The following is a 16,624-nucleotide window of genomic DNA, read 5'->3' as shown; positions in this document are numbered from 1 at the left end:
GTGTTTGTGTTGGGATCTTCTTGGCCGAGGAAACGGGTCCCGGGGGGGGTGTTTTTTTTTTTGGTTTTTTTCCCCGCCCCCCCCCCCCCCCCCCCCAGGCCTGCGGTGCCGCGCCGCCCCGGACCGTCGGCAGCCGGAACGGGCTGAGCCCCGCGAGCCGAGGGCCCGGCCCGGACAGCAGGCTCCGCGCCGTGCCGGCCGTCTCCTCGGCACTCACCCCGGGCGCCCCGACGAGCAGTTCGACCCGGAGCAGGGCCCCGTCCACCGCGTCCAGGACGGTCCGCAGATCGGTACGGCGGCCGTCCGCTCCCGTCACCTCGGCCCAGGACTCCAGCCGTGCCACGGTCAGCGTCGCGCCCCGGCACTCGCGCCACGCCTCGGCGGGCAGCGCCGCCGCCTCGTCCGGGGCCAGCCAGCCCGCCCAGGGGGCGCCGGCCGGCCAGTCGGCCGCGCGGCGGACCCAGCGGACCGGCGTGCCGTCCCCCGACCACTCCTTGCCCAGCCGCCAGGCCGGCGCCCAGTCGTCGAAGCCCGCCGCCGCCGAGAACGGGGCGAGCGCGCGCAGCGCCTTCCGGTGCGCGGTGGCGAAACGCCCGCACAGCACGACCCGTGCGGGGCCGAGCGCCTCCAGGAGCACTGCGGCCGCCGGGAGTTGCTGGTCGGTCTCGATCACCAGGTGCACCCGCCCGTCCGGGGCCGCCGCACGCGTCCACCGCGCCTCGGGCCCCAGCAGCTCGGTCCGCTGCGCGGCCAGCACCACATCGGCCCCGCACTCGGTGGTGCCGCCGACGAGTTCCACGTCGTCCGCGGCCAGCCGCAGGGCCGGATCGGCCTCGCCCGCCAGCCGTAGCGCCATGCCCATGGCCCGCAGCCGGCCCGCGGCCTGGCCGCCCCGCGCGGTGACCCGTGCGGTGACCCTCGCGGCGGCCCGAGCGAACAGCGCCCTGGTCCGGTTCTCTGCAGGGTCGCTCCCGCCGCGCCTGCCGAGGTCGTAGTCGTCGGCCAGCGCGGCGAGTGCCCCGGTGTCCGCGAGGCGTGCGACGAAGTGCGCGTTCACGTCGATCAGTTGGTCGTCCGGCCCGAGCTCCGGTTCCAGACTCGGATCGAACAGGGGAGGGAGCACCACCCGGCGCGTCACCGCTCACCACCGCCCCGCAGATACACGCAGCGCAGCTCGGAGGCGAAGCGCAGCTCGCCGTCCCGCAGCCAGGCGTCCTCGGGTGCGGGCAGCGTCTCGGACAGCAGGAGCTGTTCCGCCGTGCCCGCCAGCCGGGCCATGCCCTTGAGGAGTTCGGGGCTCGCGGTGTCCACGTACACCGGTTTGCGTTCGGCCGGTGACTTCGCGAAGAAGCGGTCGGGCAGGCCCCGTTCCCGGAGCAGCCGGGCCGTGGCGAGCAGCCGCTCGGCGTCGCGCTGGCTGCCGTGCGCCTCCAGCAGCGCCGCGCTCGGCAGCGCCCAGCGGCGCCGCGAGAACACCACGTTGCCCCAGCGCAGCCGCGGCACGTGCGGCAGGTCCGGCAGCACCGGGCGGCGGATCCGGGGCAGTGCCAGCGCGGTGTGCACGGCGGTGTCGAGCTCGCCGTTGTGGAACAGCAGGCTCCGGCCGGGGTGGGTGTCGCCGCGCAGGACGACCCGTTCGCCGTCGCTCTCCAGCCACAGCTGGTCCAGGCCGATCCGCTCCCGGTCCGGGCCGGCGATGCCGCCCAGTTCGAGCACCACCCCGGGGAACTCCAGCGGCGGCAGCCCGGTCGTACGACGGGAGATCACATTGACGGCCACCTGGTCGCCCAGCGCCCTGCGCACCCCGGCGTCCCGCTCGGCGAGCAGCGCCGCGGCGTCCGGATGGAACTGCAGCGCCCACGGGGTGAGCAGCGCCGCGTCGTGGATGTCGCCGAGTACGAGCGGGGTCACCCCCGGCTGGTATCCGGCCAGGTCGGGAGCCGCGATCAGGACGTCGATGGAGCACAGCACCGGGGCGGCGGGCGGTGGCGGCGCGGCGAGCAGCCCCGCCACGTCGAGTTCGGCCCGGTCCGCGCCTTCGGCCCCGATCACCCGGCTCAGTTCGGCGCCGAGCTCTGCGCCCGGCTCGATGGCGAGGTCCGCGCACTCCCGCAGCGCCCGCAGCAGCGGGATGCGTCCCGCTCCCAGCCGGGCCGCGACCGCCCGGTTGGTGCGTACGCGGGTCGCCTCGGCCTCGTGGGCCAGCAGGTCGAGCACCGGCGCGACGGCGTCGCACATGTCGCGGGCCAGCGGGCCGCGGACCTCCAGCCCGGCCGTGCCGACGGCGGCCTCGTGGATGATGACCCGGTCGTTGTAGAAGCGGCCGCGTTCCGCCGAGCGGTCGGCGACGGGCAGCAGCGCCTCCAGTTCGGCCTGGACGGTCAGCTTCTGCTCGGGCGGCGCCGACGGATAGCCGTCGAGCAGTTCGAGCACCTTCACCAGCAGGGCCCGCACCCCGGCCGCGCGGGCGGCCGTCTCGGTGTCCGAGGCGTCGATGCGTTCCAGGGTCCAGCGCAGCGGGTCGACCACGGTCGCCGGCGGGCACAGGGTGTGCGTCAGCGTCCCCTTCGCCACGGCGGCCGCGAACGCCTCCACCGCCTCCGGGGCGCCGGCACCGCACCCGGACGCGATCCGGGCCACCGTCCGTACGCCGTCGGCCTCCCGCAGCAGTGCCGCGCCGACGCCCGTGCCGCGGGGCGGCCCCGTCATCGTCTTGCGCACCGGCGCCAGCCGCTCGGCCAGCGCCGGATCGCCCAGCAGCAGGCCTTGCACGGCGTCGTTGACCCGGGCCGCGGTGTGCGCCTGGCGGACCGGGATCGTGGTGTGGCCCTCCCAGTCCAGCGCCGTGGCGGCGTCGGAGTCGGGGCTGAGCCTGCCGTAGTTGATGGGCCCGAAGAAGCTCATCGTCTCGCTCTTGGACGCCAGCCGCTGTGCGTAGGAGGCGAGTTGGCGCCGGATCCGGCCGCCGGCCGCACCCCGTGCGAGATCGCGGTGGACGGCGGGGGACGAGCAGACGATGGCGTCGTTGACCCGCGGATCGGTGCGGACGGCGGCGAGCGCCTCGTCGACCGCCGCCGTGTCGGCCTCGACGGTGGCGGCGAACCGCTCCCGCACCGCGCTCACCTGCTCCGCCGCGGCGTTCCACTCGGCCAGCCAGTCGGCGGGCAGGTTGTCCGACGCGGGCAGCGGCCGCAGACCGCGCAACTTGGCCTGCTGGCCCCGGGACAGCCGCCCCGCCGGGTGCAGCCGTGACGCCACGTCGGCCGACCGGGCCTCCAGGGCGAACAGCTCCTCGATGAGCAGACGGGTCCGTTCACAGGCCAGTCGCTCGACCATCTGCCAGGGAAACCCGGCGCTGCGCAGGACGACCGTGGGCAGCAGCTCCCAGCCGTGCCGCCGCGCCGTCGATTCCTGTGGCGACAGGTCGGATCGGTCGGCTTGGTCGGATCGGTCGGATCGGTCGGATCGGTGGGTCATGACGACGCTCGCTTCATGGCGATCCGGAACTCCGAGGTCACGGGGGCCCCGCCGTGGCGCAGCCACAGCGCGTCCGGCGCCGGCCTCATCTCGGCCAGCGACACCGTCGCGCTGTCACCGGCCAGCACCATCGCCACCAGTGCGTCGACGGCCAGCGGACTGTCCAGGTCGATCCCGACCGGTTTCGGCTCGTGCGCGAGGGAGGCGAAGCAGAACCGGGGCACTCCGTGCCGGGCCCGCAGCGACTGGACGGCGAGGAAGGCGGCGGCGGGGTCGCGTGCCGCGTCGACCCCGAGGTCGGCACGGTCGAACCACCAGCGGGCCCGCTGCACGAGCAGGTCGCCGACCACGATCCTCGGCGCGAAGTCCCCGATCCGCACCAGCGGCAGCCCCACCCCGGGTGCGGCGAAGGCCCGCAGGTGCACATGGTCGTCCTCGCCGGCGTACAGGGTCAGTTCACCGTCCGGGGTGCGCAGCCGGGGCGTGCCGTCCACCAGGGCGACGGTCAGATCGGTCAGCGGCACGGTCCGCTCCCGGTCATCGGTGGCCACCGAGGTGATCTCGATGAAGCGGCCCGGGAACCAGTCGGCCACCAGGCCCTTGTGGCGCCTGCGGCGGATCACCGTGGCCAGCCGCTCGGGGCCGCCCCACGGTTCGAGACCCGCCTCGAAGTCGCCCAGCATCCGGTCCTGTTCGTCGCTGAACAGCCCCTGCGAACCCCAGGCGAAGACGTACGGGTGCAGCTCGCCCAGCACCAGCAGCTCGCCGCCGTCCTCCCGGCTCTCCAGCATCAGATCCGGGCTGACGAAACGGGGCCGGCCGGGCTCGGGCGCGAACCCCGCGAGCTCGGCGGGGGAGAGCCGGGCCTCCTGGCCCTGCACGGCGGACTCCACCAGCGCCGCGTAGTCCCGCTTGAACCCGATCAGCGGCCCGGCGAGCCGGTCCAGACCGCCCGCCTCGACGGAGGCGCGCATCCGGCGGATCAGCTCGTCGTACGGCATGGCGCCGCCGCCCGCCTCGCGCAGGATCCCCGCGCACAGCTCGGCCGCCGCGTGCTGCTGGAGCTCGCCGTAGCGGGCGGCCACGTCCAGCACCGGGCTGAGCTCGGACTCCCAGCGCCCGGCCACGTCGCCACCGACCACCACCGGGCTCTGGTCGCCCTTGGCGTCCAGGGACACCACCAGCCGGTCCGCGTACATCCGGCCGCCGGCGCGACGTGCGTCGACCTCGGTGAGCCGGGTGAAGCACTCCTCGACGCGCTCGAGCGCGACCGCCCGGGCACGGTGGCCGTCGGCCGCCGCGTAGGCGTCGCCCAGGTCGCGCAGTTCCCGCAGCCGTGCCGGCCAGGCGGTGTCCTCCGCGTAGCGGTCGGCCCAGGAGACCAGCCAGTCCAGCGGCCGTGCCGCGGTGGACGGCGGCTCGGGCCAGAGCCGGACGGCCCCCGCCTGCCGCAGCCGGTCCAGGACCCGGCGCGTCTGCGCGAGGTCGAGTCCCGCCAGCGCCGCCAGTTCGACGGGGGAACGCCGCCCGTCGACGGCCTCGGCGAGCTGCCAGCGCACCCCGGACAGGGTGATCCGGCGGCCGTCGGCGGACTGGATCGTCCCCGACCCCGGCGCCGTCCCCGACCCCGGTGCCCCGCCCGGTGCCCCGCCCGGCACCCCGCCCGGCACCTCGCCCGGTGTCCGGCGGCAGGACGGCAGCCAGGCCACCGGCGGGCGGTCCCGCACCTGCGGGTCCGTACCGATGAGCTTGGCCAGCTCGCACACCGCCCAGAACGCGGTCTGCGCCTCCAGGAGGTGGTAGCCGCAGGCCGTCTCGGGGCCGAGGACGGTGCCCTCGGCGCCACGGTCGACCCGGCCGTGCACCAGCGGACCGAAGAAGCTGGTCGTCTCGTTCTTCGCGCCGAGCCGCTGGCCGTACAGGTAGACGCGGCGGTAGAAGGACCGGTCCTTGGCGCGGTTGCGGCCTGTCGTACTGTCCTGCTGCTGCCAGCCGTCGACCCAGCGCACCGCCTCGGTGTGGAAGGACGGCGACAGCTGGAGCAGGGCGTCGCACACCCGCTCGTCGCGGAGCACGTCGCGGACCCGCTCCGGCCGCCGCAGCACCTCCTCACCCAGGGCGGTGGTCAGCCGCTCGCCCGCCTGCTGCTGAGCGGAGTGCGCCGCGCGGTAGCCGTCGACCGCCGATGCCACCGCCGATGCCGATGCCACCGCCGATGCCACGTCGCCGCCGCGCGGGTCGTGCTCCACCGGCAGCCGGCGGCCCACCCGGCCGCGCAGCTTCGACAGTTCGCGCAGTCCGGCCCGGTCCCGCTCGCGGTCGGCGCCGGTGACGGCCTTGGCGATCGCCTCCTGGAGCCGGGCGCGGCTCTGCTCGAACCGCGCCACCGCCTCCCGGTACTCCGCGGCCGCGGCACCCGCCGGCCCGTCGCCGAGAGCGGTCAGCAGGCCGATACCGAAGCCCGCCCTGCGCAGCAGCAGCCGATCGTAGAGCTGCCACCTGGCCCGCTGTCCCGTCTCCCCTTGGGTCGCATGGTCCGTCATGGCCTCAGTCCTGAAAGTTGATCAGGTCGAACGGGCGGTTGAGCTTGGTCCGCGGCCTGGGCAGCAGCCCTTGCAGGTCACCGCCGTCGGCGACGGCCTTGGCGAGGGCGTCCGCCGCACCGGGACGGGTGAGGCTCAGCGGCGCCATGGCCGCCACCGACCCGGCCGCGGTCACGGAGCCGGTCGTCATCACCCGACCCGCCTGGGCCAGCGCGATGCGGTACGGGTCGCCCAGCAGCCGCGCCGCGGCCTCGGCGCGCTCGTACTGCTCGGCGCCCGTCCTCGCGTCACCGCCGGAGGCGTGCAGCATGCCCAGTTCGAGGCGCACTTCGGTCTCGTGGAAGCGGTCACCCAGCTCGGCCGCGTTCACCAGCGTGGTGTCCAGGTCCGCCAGGGCGGCGTCCCGCTCGCCGACGAGCAGCCGCAGCCCGGCGCTGCGGTACGCGTGGTGCTTGCGGAAGCCCGCGTTCGACGAGCCGGCGGCCTGCTTGAACTTCTCCCAGGTCGCCAGGGCCGAGGCGTGCTTGCCCGCCTTCTCCTGGAGCACGCTGATGTTCGAGTACAGGTTGATGCGCAGATGCGCGGCACTGGCGTCGGTCAGACCCGCCATGCAGGCCAGCGCCTGCTTCTCGTGCTCGAAGGCCGCCCCCAGACGCCGCTCCGCGAACAGGGTCAGCCCGCGCAGGTTGTGCAGCCAGCCGCGCTCGCGGCGTACGCTCTCGGCCTCGCCCGGACGTTCCCCGACGACCTCGAAGCCCTGCTCGACCTCGGCGACCGCCTCCGCCCGCCGGTTCTTGCGCTTGGACAGGGTGAGCGCGGAGTACAGGTGCGACTGGGCACGCAGCTCCGGGGACAGGCCGGCGGCGTCCTCCCGGATGGCCCGGAAGCAGGCGAGGGCCGTGTCCTGGTCCCCGCGGAAGCCCGCCTGGATGCCGAGCACCTTGAGCAGGAAACCGCGTACGTCGGCGGTGCCGCGCAGGATCGCCGTCTCGAACTCGATGGCGTGGACGAGCTCCTCCTCGCGCTCCGCCTCGGCGAGCAGCCCGGGTACGCCCGACTCGGGGATGCCGGCGAGCAGCCCGATCGCCTCGTCGGCGACGACCGCCATGCCCTCCCAGTTCGTGGAGAAGAACGCCCGGCGGCAGTAGGCCAGTGCGGCGGCCACCCGGTCCACGGCGGAGCCCTCGGAGTCCCTCGCCCGCAGGAACAGTTCGCCCTCCTCGGACACCGGCTCGAATCCGGCGTCGGGAGCCGTACCCAGGTCCACGGCCAGGTCGCCCTCGGTGACCGGCAGCCCCATGCGGCGCAGACAGCGCACCCGCTCCCCGCGGTAGTCGGCGTACCGGCCGACCGGCTCGCGCACGGAGGTCGGCGCGTCCAGCAGCAGTGCGGCGCCCTCGACGAGCTGCGCGTGCTCGAACGCCCGCATGAAACCGCGCAGCGAGGACAGGTCGGTGCCGCCCATCCCACTGAGCAGCAGGGGCCTGCCCAACTGAGCGGTGCCCGTGCACAGGGCGGTCGCGGCCACCGTCAGCACGCGGTAGACCTGCTCGCTCTCCCGGTGCAGCCGCCGCTCGGACGGCGCGAGCGCGATCTCCTCCAGCGGCGCGGTGCCGGGCGCGGTCTCGGCGGGGAAGAGCTCCGCCCACTCGGACGGGTGCCCGGCCGCGAGCCCGGTGAAGTCGGCGCCCTCGGCGCGCAGGGCGTCGATGCCCGCCCGCAGCCCGCTGTACGAGGCGGCCGGGCCGGTGTTCACGTCGACCAGGACGGAGGCGGTGGATGCGCGGCTCACCTCGGCCGCCCGCGTCACCATCGCGAGGGCTCGGTGGTGGCGAGGGCGAGCGGCGCGATCTTGTTCTCGACCTCGTCGAGGTCGAAGTCGACGTCGTCCAGCTCGTCCAGCGCGTCCAGTTCGGTGTCCTCGGCGGTTTCGGCCCCGGCGGTTTCCGCTTGGGGGGCTTCCGTCCCCTCGGCGGTCTGCTCGGGCTCTGCGGACTTCGCGGTGGACTTCGCGGTGTCTTCCATGGCGCGCTCCATTCGGAATCACGGTCGGACGTGGGAATGCGGATGCGAAGGATCCGGCGTCAGGGCAGCCGGAACCAAAGGCGTGGGCGGGAATCGTGACGGCGGACGTACGAGGGACGTACGGGGGACGTACGGTGGGCGGCCGCGGTCGGCGGCAGGCCCCGGGCGCTCAGCCGACCGGCGTGCGCATCCGGGCGAACTCGACCACTTGCCGTCCGACGGTGGCCAGTTGCGCGGTGAGATGCGGGTCGCCGGTGCTGTCGCCGGCGCTGTCGTCGGACGCCAGGGTGACGCTCTCCGTGTTGATGGCCACTCCCAGGGGAGTGGGCCAGCCCCTCAGGGCGTGCACGACGGAGCGCAGCCCCGCCAGCGTCGAAGCGGCCTGCGTCCCGCGTGCGGTGACGACACAGCCGACGGCGCGGCCGTGCAGATAGGGACGCGCGTCCTCGCGCAGGTCCTCCAGGTAGTCGAGGGCGTTCTTCACCAGACCGGAGACGCCCCCGTGGTACGCGGGCGTGCCGATCACCAGGCCGTCGGCGAGGGCGACGGCCTCGACCAGCCGCCGGGCCGCCGGGGTGCGCAGTGACTCCCCCGGTGCGTAGAGCGGCAGTTGAAGTTCCTCGGCACCCAGCAGCAGGGTCCGGGCCCCCGCCGAAGCGGAGGCCGCGAGTACCGCCCGGACCGCCCGTTCCGTCGAGGAACCGGAGCGGACGGTGCCCCCGATGCCGACGATCAGGGGCCCGGCATCGGCTGGGGCACCAACACCGGGATTCTCCACCGAAAGAACGGAACCCTGGTTCGTCTCCAGCACGGTTACCCCAATCTCCTTGACCGGTCGCGGTTTTCGGAGTCTAGACAGGGTGGTTATGCGCTGGTTATGAGCTGGTTATGCGTGGGTTATGCATTGGTTACGCGTGGGCCGGGGGCCTGGTCCACAGTCCGGGCGGACGCGTCCTGGGTGCGCAGAACCCGATCCAGAAGCCGCTGGGTGTCAGGGCTGACATCGATGTCCAGACCATCCGACATTCGGGCCCGGCACAGCTTGTACCAGGACCTCGCCTGCCCTAACTGGCCCAGGTCGCCGTGAACTTGGATCAGAGTCCGGTAGACGTCCTCCTGGTACGGGTCGATGTCCAGCGTGCGGCGGCACATGTCGATGACCTTCGGCAACTCGCCCCGGTCCAGTGCCTCCTGGAGGAGGAAGTCCGCCGCCCCCAGCGCGAGGGACCGTACCCAGTCCCGCTGCTCCCTGGCCCAGTCGGCGGTCTCACCGGGCAGGAAGTCCCCGGTGTGAAGATCCAGCGCGCTGCGGTAGTACTCCGCGGCCGCGCGCGGATCACTTCGGGCCGCCGCCCGGTGCCCTTCGTTGCACAGCCGCTCCAGCTCCTCGAAGTCCAGCCAGGCGTCATGGAGTTTGAGGGAGTACCCGTACTCGCTGCAGACGATCTCCGCGGCCGGCTGCTCCTCCGCGGCCTGCTGCCCGCTGAGTATCTGGTGCACCGCGTGCTTGGCGACCTTGAGCGAGCTGGAGCCCGCCGCCCGGGTGCGGTCGGGCCACAGCGCGGCGTGCAGTTCGTCGCGGTCGACCGTGCGGCCCCGGTTGATGAGGAGGTAAAGGAACAGTGTGCGCGCCTTGCCGGCCCGCCAGCGTCTGACCGGGAGTCCCCTCAAGTCCAGTGAAAAGCCGCCGAGGCAGCGTACGACGGCAAGCGTGGAAATCTCGGTCATGTGGAAACCCTCCTTCTTCGTGGGGGTAACAGGATGCGAACGCGCTGGCGCGGTCGGTCGGTTCAGGCCTGTGGGGGAGGCAACCCGGTCGACCGGTGGTGCGACCGGGGTGAGGGCCGGTCGCCTTATCTGTGTTGACGTACGGGAACGGCGTGGCCGTTCGGAGAATGCCGGTCAGACGGACGGCGGGAAGCGGAGTCTCCGGTTCTGTCCGGCTCGCATCCGTGTCCCGGCCTCGGCTGTGACGCGACGCCTCGGCGACCGCCTCCGCCCGGGTCGCTGGTCGACCCCGGAAGCCCTCGTCTCACCAGAAGATGCTGATGGTGCACTCGCTCACGGCGAGCCGTCGCGGCATCCTGGACAGGCCCTCATGCAACTCAGGCTGGTTTCCCCGAACTTCGGCGCTCTTTCCGGCCTCGTCGACCGGCGACTTCACGAAGTCGATTCCGGGAAGGCGCCGCCCATCACCACACCCGGGTCGGTGTACGCACGATCGGTGTGCTGATTGCGCCGACACATCCCACCCCGCGGCAATGGCGACGGAGGTCCGGGCCGGTGTGACGAGCGTGAGCCCGACGGTCGCCCCGGCGGCGGCGACCAGGGTCCCAAGTGGCTTGCGCGGCATGATGTGCGTTCTCCAGAGTTGCCTGCCAGGCACCGTCCGGCCGCCCGAGTCAGGAAGATCAGTAATGACTCTGGCTTCTGGGAATAAACAAGCAATGAACAGCAGATACGGCTCCGTCGCCCGCCTGCTTCGGCTCTCCGGGTAGACGAACTACGACGCCCGAAAGTTGAATCAAAGCCACCTACCGTTCGTCCCCACAGGATCACTCAGCGCCAGGCACCACCCGTCACACTTCCGCGCCGCACCCAGAGGATGAAACCTCGCCAGTCCACCCCGGCACCCGTATCCCGAAGCGGCCCACACCCGCCCGACATGCCTCCGACGCCGCCCACCCCACCGCCGGTGGCACGTCCGCAACCGGACGGCGCTGGTGGGGCGGGCGTACGCGTTCGGCGTCCTCGTGGCGGACGTGTGGCCGCCGGCGCCTGCCCGCCGCACGCGACGGCCGTCAACCGGCCCGGCGCAGGTGTCGGGGCCCGGCCGGGCGGGGTTTCGGACAGCGTCGGCGGCGCCGACAGCACGGACCGCTCTCGCCGATCGCGGTCAACGGCAGGACCATCACGACCACCGCGGACGGCTGTTCGTCCACCTCCCCGGCGGCCGGCGTCTCGCGACGGCTCCCGTCCGGCTGATCGAGCCCGCTGCCGGGAACGGCTCGCGCGGCACGGAGAAACCATTCCAATCGCGAGGTCCCCAGGCCGAGCGCCTCCGCGAGCTGCTGGACGGAGCGGCGCTGTGGTCGGCGCACCCGGCCCCGCTCGATGTCGCTGATCGTCCTCACACTGACCTGGGAACGCCGGGCGAGTTCCTCATGCGTGAATCCCACTTCACGACGAAGTGTCCTCAGCATGCCCCCGAATGCCGAATCCCCTTGTTGTGCCTTCGACACGTCACCCCCAGAATCTTGGCGCGTGGGAGCGCTCCCACACCCATCGGGAGCGTAGCAGCACCTCATGCCCAGGTCAGCCGCGACACGCGGCAGTGGCTCATACCGGAACAACGGAACGTGACGGCCGTTCAGTTCGAAGCCGTCCGAGGCCGTCAGGCCGAGGCGCGGACCGTCAGTTCGGTCGGAAGGATCACCTGGCGACGCGGCCGCCCGGGTTCGGCGATCTCCTCGAGCAGCAGCTGAACCATCAACCGCCCCATCGCCTCGGTCGGTTGGCGAACACTGGTGAGGGGCGGCTCGGTGCTACGGGCGATGACGGAGTCGTCGAAGCCGACCACGGCCACGTCTCCCGGCACGCGCCGCCCGGCCTCGCGCAGCGCCCGGAACGCGCCCACGGCCATCAGGTCGGAGGCACAGAACACAGCATCGAGGGTGGGCATTTCGGCCAGGAGCTCGCACATCGCCGCGTAGCCGCCCGCCTCGGTGAAGTCGCCGTGGGCGACGAGCGCGTCCTCCGGAGCGAGGCCGGCCTCCGTGAGTGCCTCCCGGTACCCCGCCAGGCGTGCCCCGGCCGCCTCCATGGCGAGCGGCCCCGTGATGGTGGCCACTCTGGTGCGGCCGCGCCCGACCAGGTGCCGGACGGCCGCCCGGGCCCCGCCGGCGTTGTCGGCGTGGACGTAGCTCAGCGATTCGCGCTCGGACCGGCGACCGCCCAGCACGGCCGGCATCCCGAGCTGTTCGAGCAGGTCGGGCAACAGGTCGTCCTGGCGCACCGAGACCAGGAGCACCCCGTCGACCCGACGCGCGGTGAGGTAGCGCGTCAGACGCTCGCGCTCGTCCTCGTTGCGGACCAGGGTCAGCAGCAACTGAAGGTCGGTCGACGCGAGTTCGTCGGAGATCCCGGTGATGACGTCCGCGAAGTACGGCTCCGACCTCAGTCGCGTCAGGCTCTCCGGGACGACCAGGGCGACGACGTCGGTGCGCGAGGTCACCAGGGACCGTGCCGCCTGGTTGGGTACGTAGCCGAGCTCGGCGACGGCGTGCTCCACGGCCTCCCTCGCCCTGGCGCTCACCTTGGGCGAACCGTTGATGACCCGGGACACCGTTCCCCGGCTGACTCCCGCGCGGGCGGCCACGTCCTCCACCGTCGGTCGCGCGGCAGACCGGGCGCTTCCGGGGCCCGGCCTGTCAGTTCGGGTCATGATCACACTCCGGTGTGGCTCACTCTCGGGAGTGGCCATCCTACACGGCGTGAGAGCGCTCCCACCGGCGCTCCCACCGGCGCTCCCACCGGCGCTTCCACCGGCGCTCCCACGGGCGCTCCCACGGGCGCTCCCACGGGCTCGGCCCGTCGGCCGGCCGGGGGGGGGTGTCCGGCCGGCCGACGGAACCGGCGGTCACAGGGGCATGCCCTGCCAGCCGCCGAGGTTGGTGGGCGTCGTGCCCGTGCGGTAGTAGACGCGGCCGTCCGTGCCGATGGCGAACACGTGGAGGACACCGCCGCCGTCGACGAGCGCGGTCGGGTAGTCGAGGACGGTGCCGCCGAGGTCCTGCCAGGTGCCGTAGCCGGAGTTCGGGGCGGTCTGGGCGGTGGTGCTCACGCCGCCGCCGCCGTTGCGCTCGAACAGGACGACCCGCCCGCCGAGGTTGGCCATCGCCGGCTCGCCCACTCCTGCGTGGCCGCCGAGGTTGCCCGGGGACTGGCTCCACGGTCCGCCGGGCCGGGTCTGGTAGCTGACGAGCATCGCGCCGGTGCCGGCCTCGCGGTAGGCGAGTTCGATGCGGCCGTCCTGGTCGAGCGCGGCCTTGGGCGGGCTGGCCGGCCGGGAGTTCGGGATCGGGCCCGGGCCGTTGATGGCGTCGTTCGGAGCGGTCTGCCACCAGTTGACGACCCCGTCGCGGGTGCTGGCGAAGACCTCGATCCTCCCGACGCCGTTGCGGATCGCGGTGACCGGGTCCTGGATGTCGGTGCCGTGCAGGTCATCCCAGGTGGTCGTCCAGGCGCCGTTCGGGCTGGTCTGCCGGATGCTGCTGAGGCCGCCGCCGCCGTTCTTGACGAAGAGCTCCAGCCGGCCGTCCTGGGAGGCGACCACCGCGGGCACGCCGACCTGGCCCGCGTTGTCGAGCCCGGCGTTGGGGTTGCCGAGGTCGGCCCAGCTGTCCCGCCACACGCCGTTGGGCGTGGTCTGCGGGACGGAGACGATGTGGTGGTCGGTGAGGCGGCGGGCGAAGACCTCCATCCGGCCGTCCGCGTTGGTGCCGACGGCGATGCCCGGCGCCAGCCGCCCGCCCGGGTCGGCGAACCGTGCCGGGCCGCCCCAACTGCCGTCCCCCTGACGCCAGTACGTGTAGAGGGCGCCGGCCCGGACGACGAAGACCTGCGGCCGGCCGTCCTGGTTGAGTCCGGCCCAGGAGGTGCCCCGCGACCAGCGGTAGTACATCCGGGAGAACCAGGCGGTTTCGTAGTTCCCCGAGTGGTCGTGGCTCGCGTACTCGGAGACGAACACGCCCTTGGCGCCGACCGTCGCCGGGTCGAGGTTCACCGGGCAGTCGCTGATGTTGTAGTCCCGGTAGTTCACCTGGATCAGCGAGCCGCCGTACTGGCTCGCCGCCACGCCCGCGAACTTCGCGGCGGAGATGTGGTCCGAGTGGTCGTCCTTGTAGCGGGTGTCCGGGAGTTCGTCCTGGGCCCGGAGCACGGTCGGCTGGTACGTCACCATGATCTGCCGCAGCACCTCGACGACGTCCGCCGCCGTGTAGGTCGACGGCCCGGACAGCGGGCTGCCGACCGGGACGACCGTGGTGTCGGTGCCGCCGTTCAGCACGTTGGCGAGCCCGGCGTCGTGCAGGTTGAGGAAGATCAGGTGCACCGGCCGGTCCTTGAGCATGTACCGCTCGACCTGCTTGCCCGCGACCGTCCACGCCTCGACCGTCCAGTGCCCGACCTCGTCGGTCGCCGGGTCGTTGTCGCCGACCCCGGTCATCCGGGAGTAGGCATTGACGGCGCCCATCTGGCGGTTCCAGGTGCGCAGTGGGTCGCCGGCGGGGTCCCAGCAGCCGCCCACGCACGGGTCACCGGTGATGTTCCCGGCGGTGACGAACACCGTGACGGACGGCGTGCCGTTGCCGAGGGCGTTGGACAGGTCCGGGTTCATGAACAGGATGTCGTCGTCCTCGTGGGCGACGACCTGCATGAACAGCGGCCCGGAGCCGGCGGCCATACGTGCGGCCGTACCCGTACCCGTGGCCGCGGAGGCGCGGGTCGCGGTCCCCTTGGCCAGGACGGGTGCGGCGAGGGCGGTCAGCGCGAGGGAGGTGAGGAGTTGCCGTCGTCCGATTGCCATGTGATTTCCCCTCATTCGAGATTCGAGGTCGGCAGGTGATCGCGCCAGGAGGAGATTGGCGGATTGTAGGGCGGGAAGTGCCCGAGACGGTATATCGCAAATCCCGTCAGGCGCGACAGTCAACTGACGTGCAATCAAGCCACTCCGTCTTTTTCTCGCCGATCTTGCCTGTACAGCGCGGTTTCTGCTGGAACTTCCCCATGGTTTCCGCCTGATGTTCCTCCTGGCGAAATCCGGACCGGCGGTGATTGCATGGTGGATGGCGAGCGGGCTCCGAGATTTCTCGGCCATTCTCGGACCTCCTTCTTCGGGAAACGGATCGCCACCATTTCTTCGTCACCCGAGCCATGCGGGAATGGTTTTCCGTACCCGGCGAAAGGACTCCTGTGCACGTCACCCACCGCCCACTGCGGGGCCGCCCGTCCGCCATGACGGCAGCCGCCGTCGTCCTCGGCGCGTTCGCCGCCCTGCCGCCCGCGGCCCCGGCGAACGCGGCCGTCGGCTGCGGGCCGGTCCCCGCCGCGCTCCCGTCAGCCCCGGGCGTGCCGCGCCCCGAGTCCTCGGCCTGGACGGGGAGTTGGGGTACCGCCATGAGCCTGGCAGGACCGTCGGCATCCTCGGGCGTGACGGGGCAGCAGACCCTGCGCATGGTCGTCCACACCAGCATCGGCGGCAGCTCCGCCCGGATCCACCTGGTGAACACCTTCAGCCCGGACCCGGTGACCATCGGGCACGTCACCGTCGCGGCCCAGGACAGGGCTTCCGCCCGGAACGGGAATCCGGCCACGGCGGCGGCCACGCCGGCCACCCTGACGTTCGGTGGTTCGGGCCGGACCGTCGTCCCACCCGGCGGCGAGGTCTACAGCGACCCCGTCGCCTTCCCGGTCACCGCAGACGAGAACCTGCTGGTCAGCCTCTGGCTGCCCGACGGGGTCACCACCGCGCCCTACCACCCGTACACGCTCACCACCTCCTACACCTCCGCCCCCGGCGACGGTGCCGACCGCACCCAGGACACGGGCGGCGCCAACCTCTCCACCCCGTACGCCTACTGGGCCTTCCTCGGCGGCCTGGACGTCACGGCCGCCGGCAGCGACGGGACGGTGGTCGCCCTCGGCGACTCGCAGGTGGACGGCGGGCACACCAACCAGGACTCCAACACCCGCTGGGCCGATGACTACGGGCGCGCCCTCAGCGCCCGACCGACGCCCGAGGGCATCGTCAACAAGGGCATCTCCGGCAACCGGATCCTCACCGACGGGACGGGAGGACGCGTCGGCTTCGGTCAGAGCGCGCTCAACCGCTTCGACCGGGACGTCCTCTCCCAGACCGGAGTGCGGAGCGTCGTGCTCTACGAGGGCATCAATGACATCACGATGGACGACGCCTCCGACTCCGCGCTCGAGTCGGGGATCCAGCAGCTGGCCTCACGCGCGCACGCGGCCGGGCTGCGCTTCACCGTTGCCACCATCCCCGCCTTCCAGGGCTACACCGACTACACCGCCGCCCGGGACCGGGTGCGCCAGTGCGTCAACGACTGGATCCGCACGACGACGGCTATCGACGGCTTCCACGACTTCGACCGGGCGACCCGCGACCCGCCCAACCCGAGCGCCGCGTTCGCCGGTTACGTCTCCTCCGACCACCTGCACTTCACCACCAACGGGAACACGGCCCTCGCCGAGGTCCTCGCCCCGCGGCCCGCCCCGACCAGCCCCTCCCACACCTTCTCCCAGACGACGGCCGGAGCCTTCCACGGCAAGGGCATCGGCGACCTCGTCGCCCGAAACGACTCGGACGGGCACCTGTACGAGTGGGCGGGGCTGGGAGACGGGTCCTTCACGGCCAGGACCGACCTGACGGCCGGCTGGGGCGCGTTCTCCCAGACCACCGCCGGCGATTTCCGGGGGACCGGTCACGCGGACCTGTTGGCGAGGGAGGACGCGACGGGCAACTTGTACATGTGGCCCGGCAATGGGGACGGTACCTTCGC

General features: G+C 72.8%; 11 protein-coding genes. 1 reads left to right on the top strand and 10 read right to left on the bottom strand.

Annotated elements, in window-relative coordinates:
* The 10 genes from ACFVX9_RS19685 to ACFVX9_RS19640 form a co-directional block, all read right to left on the bottom strand.
* A partial coding sequence (locus ACFVX9_RS19685; RefSeq protein ID WP_387982696.1) for a hypothetical protein occupies window positions 1-1,126 on the bottom strand: 1,126 nt, incomplete at its 3' end.
* An 8-nt stretch (window positions 1,127-1,134) separates the two neighbouring features.
* Window positions 1,135-3,477, bottom strand: a complete 2,343-nt coding sequence (locus ACFVX9_RS19680; RefSeq protein WP_387982694.1) for a lantibiotic dehydratase — start codon at window positions 3,475-3,477, stop codon at window positions 1,135-1,137.
* Window positions 3,474-6,020 carry a hypothetical protein gene (locus tag ACFVX9_RS19675; protein ID WP_387982692.1) on the bottom strand — a complete coding sequence of 849 codons (2,547 nt, stop codon included), beginning with the start codon at window positions 6,018-6,020 and terminating at the stop codon, window positions 3,474-3,476. Before ACFVX9_RS19675 ends, ACFVX9_RS19680 begins: the two co-directional genes overlap by 4 nt.
* 4 nt (window positions 6,021-6,024) lie before the next feature.
* A complete protein-coding gene (locus tag ACFVX9_RS19670) occupies window positions 6,025-7,812 on the bottom strand; it encodes a hypothetical protein (RefSeq protein WP_387982690.1) in 1,788 nt (595 codons plus the stop codon).
* Between the two features lie 14 nt (window positions 7,813-7,826).
* Window positions 7,827-8,045 (bottom strand): ammosamide/lymphostin RiPP family protein, encoded by a 219-nt coding sequence (locus ACFVX9_RS19665; RefSeq protein ID WP_380374252.1) that lies wholly within the window; start codon window positions 8,043-8,045, stop codon window positions 7,827-7,829.
* 169 nt (window positions 8,046-8,214) lie between these two features.
* Complete coding sequence (locus ACFVX9_RS19660; protein WP_380374249.1) at window positions 8,215-8,856, bottom strand: NADPH-dependent FMN reductase; 642 nt, start codon at window positions 8,854-8,856, stop codon at window positions 8,215-8,217.
* 86 nt (window positions 8,857-8,942) lie between these two features.
* Window positions 8,943-9,773 (bottom strand): BTAD domain-containing putative transcriptional regulator, encoded by an 831-nt coding sequence (locus tag ACFVX9_RS19655; protein ID WP_387982688.1) that lies wholly within the window; start codon window positions 9,771-9,773, stop codon window positions 8,943-8,945.
* A gap of 1,073 nt (window positions 9,774-10,846) precedes the next feature.
* On the bottom strand, window positions 10,847-11,248 hold the full coding sequence (locus tag ACFVX9_RS19650) for a helix-turn-helix domain-containing protein (protein WP_079135383.1): 402 nt from the start codon (window positions 11,246-11,248) through the stop codon (window positions 10,847-10,849).
* A 191-nt stretch (window positions 11,249-11,439) separates the two neighbouring features.
* On the bottom strand, window positions 11,440-12,489 hold the full coding sequence (locus tag ACFVX9_RS19645; RefSeq protein WP_387982686.1) for a LacI family DNA-binding transcriptional regulator: 1,050 nt from the start codon (window positions 12,487-12,489) through the stop codon (window positions 11,440-11,442).
* 195 nt (window positions 12,490-12,684) lie between these two features.
* The gene (locus tag ACFVX9_RS19640; protein ID WP_387982683.1) at window positions 12,685-14,631 is read right to left on the bottom strand and encodes a PIG-L family deacetylase; all 1,947 of its coding nucleotides are present in this window, start codon (window positions 14,629-14,631) and stop codon (window positions 12,685-12,687) included.
* 386 nt (window positions 14,632-15,017) lie between these two features.
* Between ACFVX9_RS19640 and ACFVX9_RS19635 the strand changes: the two genes are divergently transcribed.
* On the top strand, window positions 15,018-16,624 hold a 1,607-nt coding region (locus ACFVX9_RS19635; RefSeq protein ID WP_387982681.1), incomplete at its 3' end, for an SGNH/GDSL hydrolase family protein.

This window comes from Kitasatospora sp. NPDC058243 (assembly GCF_042882025.1).
Taxonomy (GTDB): domain Bacteria; phylum Actinomycetota; class Actinomycetes; order Streptomycetales; family Streptomycetaceae; genus Kitasatospora.
This window is presented reverse-complemented; position numbering and strand designations above follow the sequence as displayed.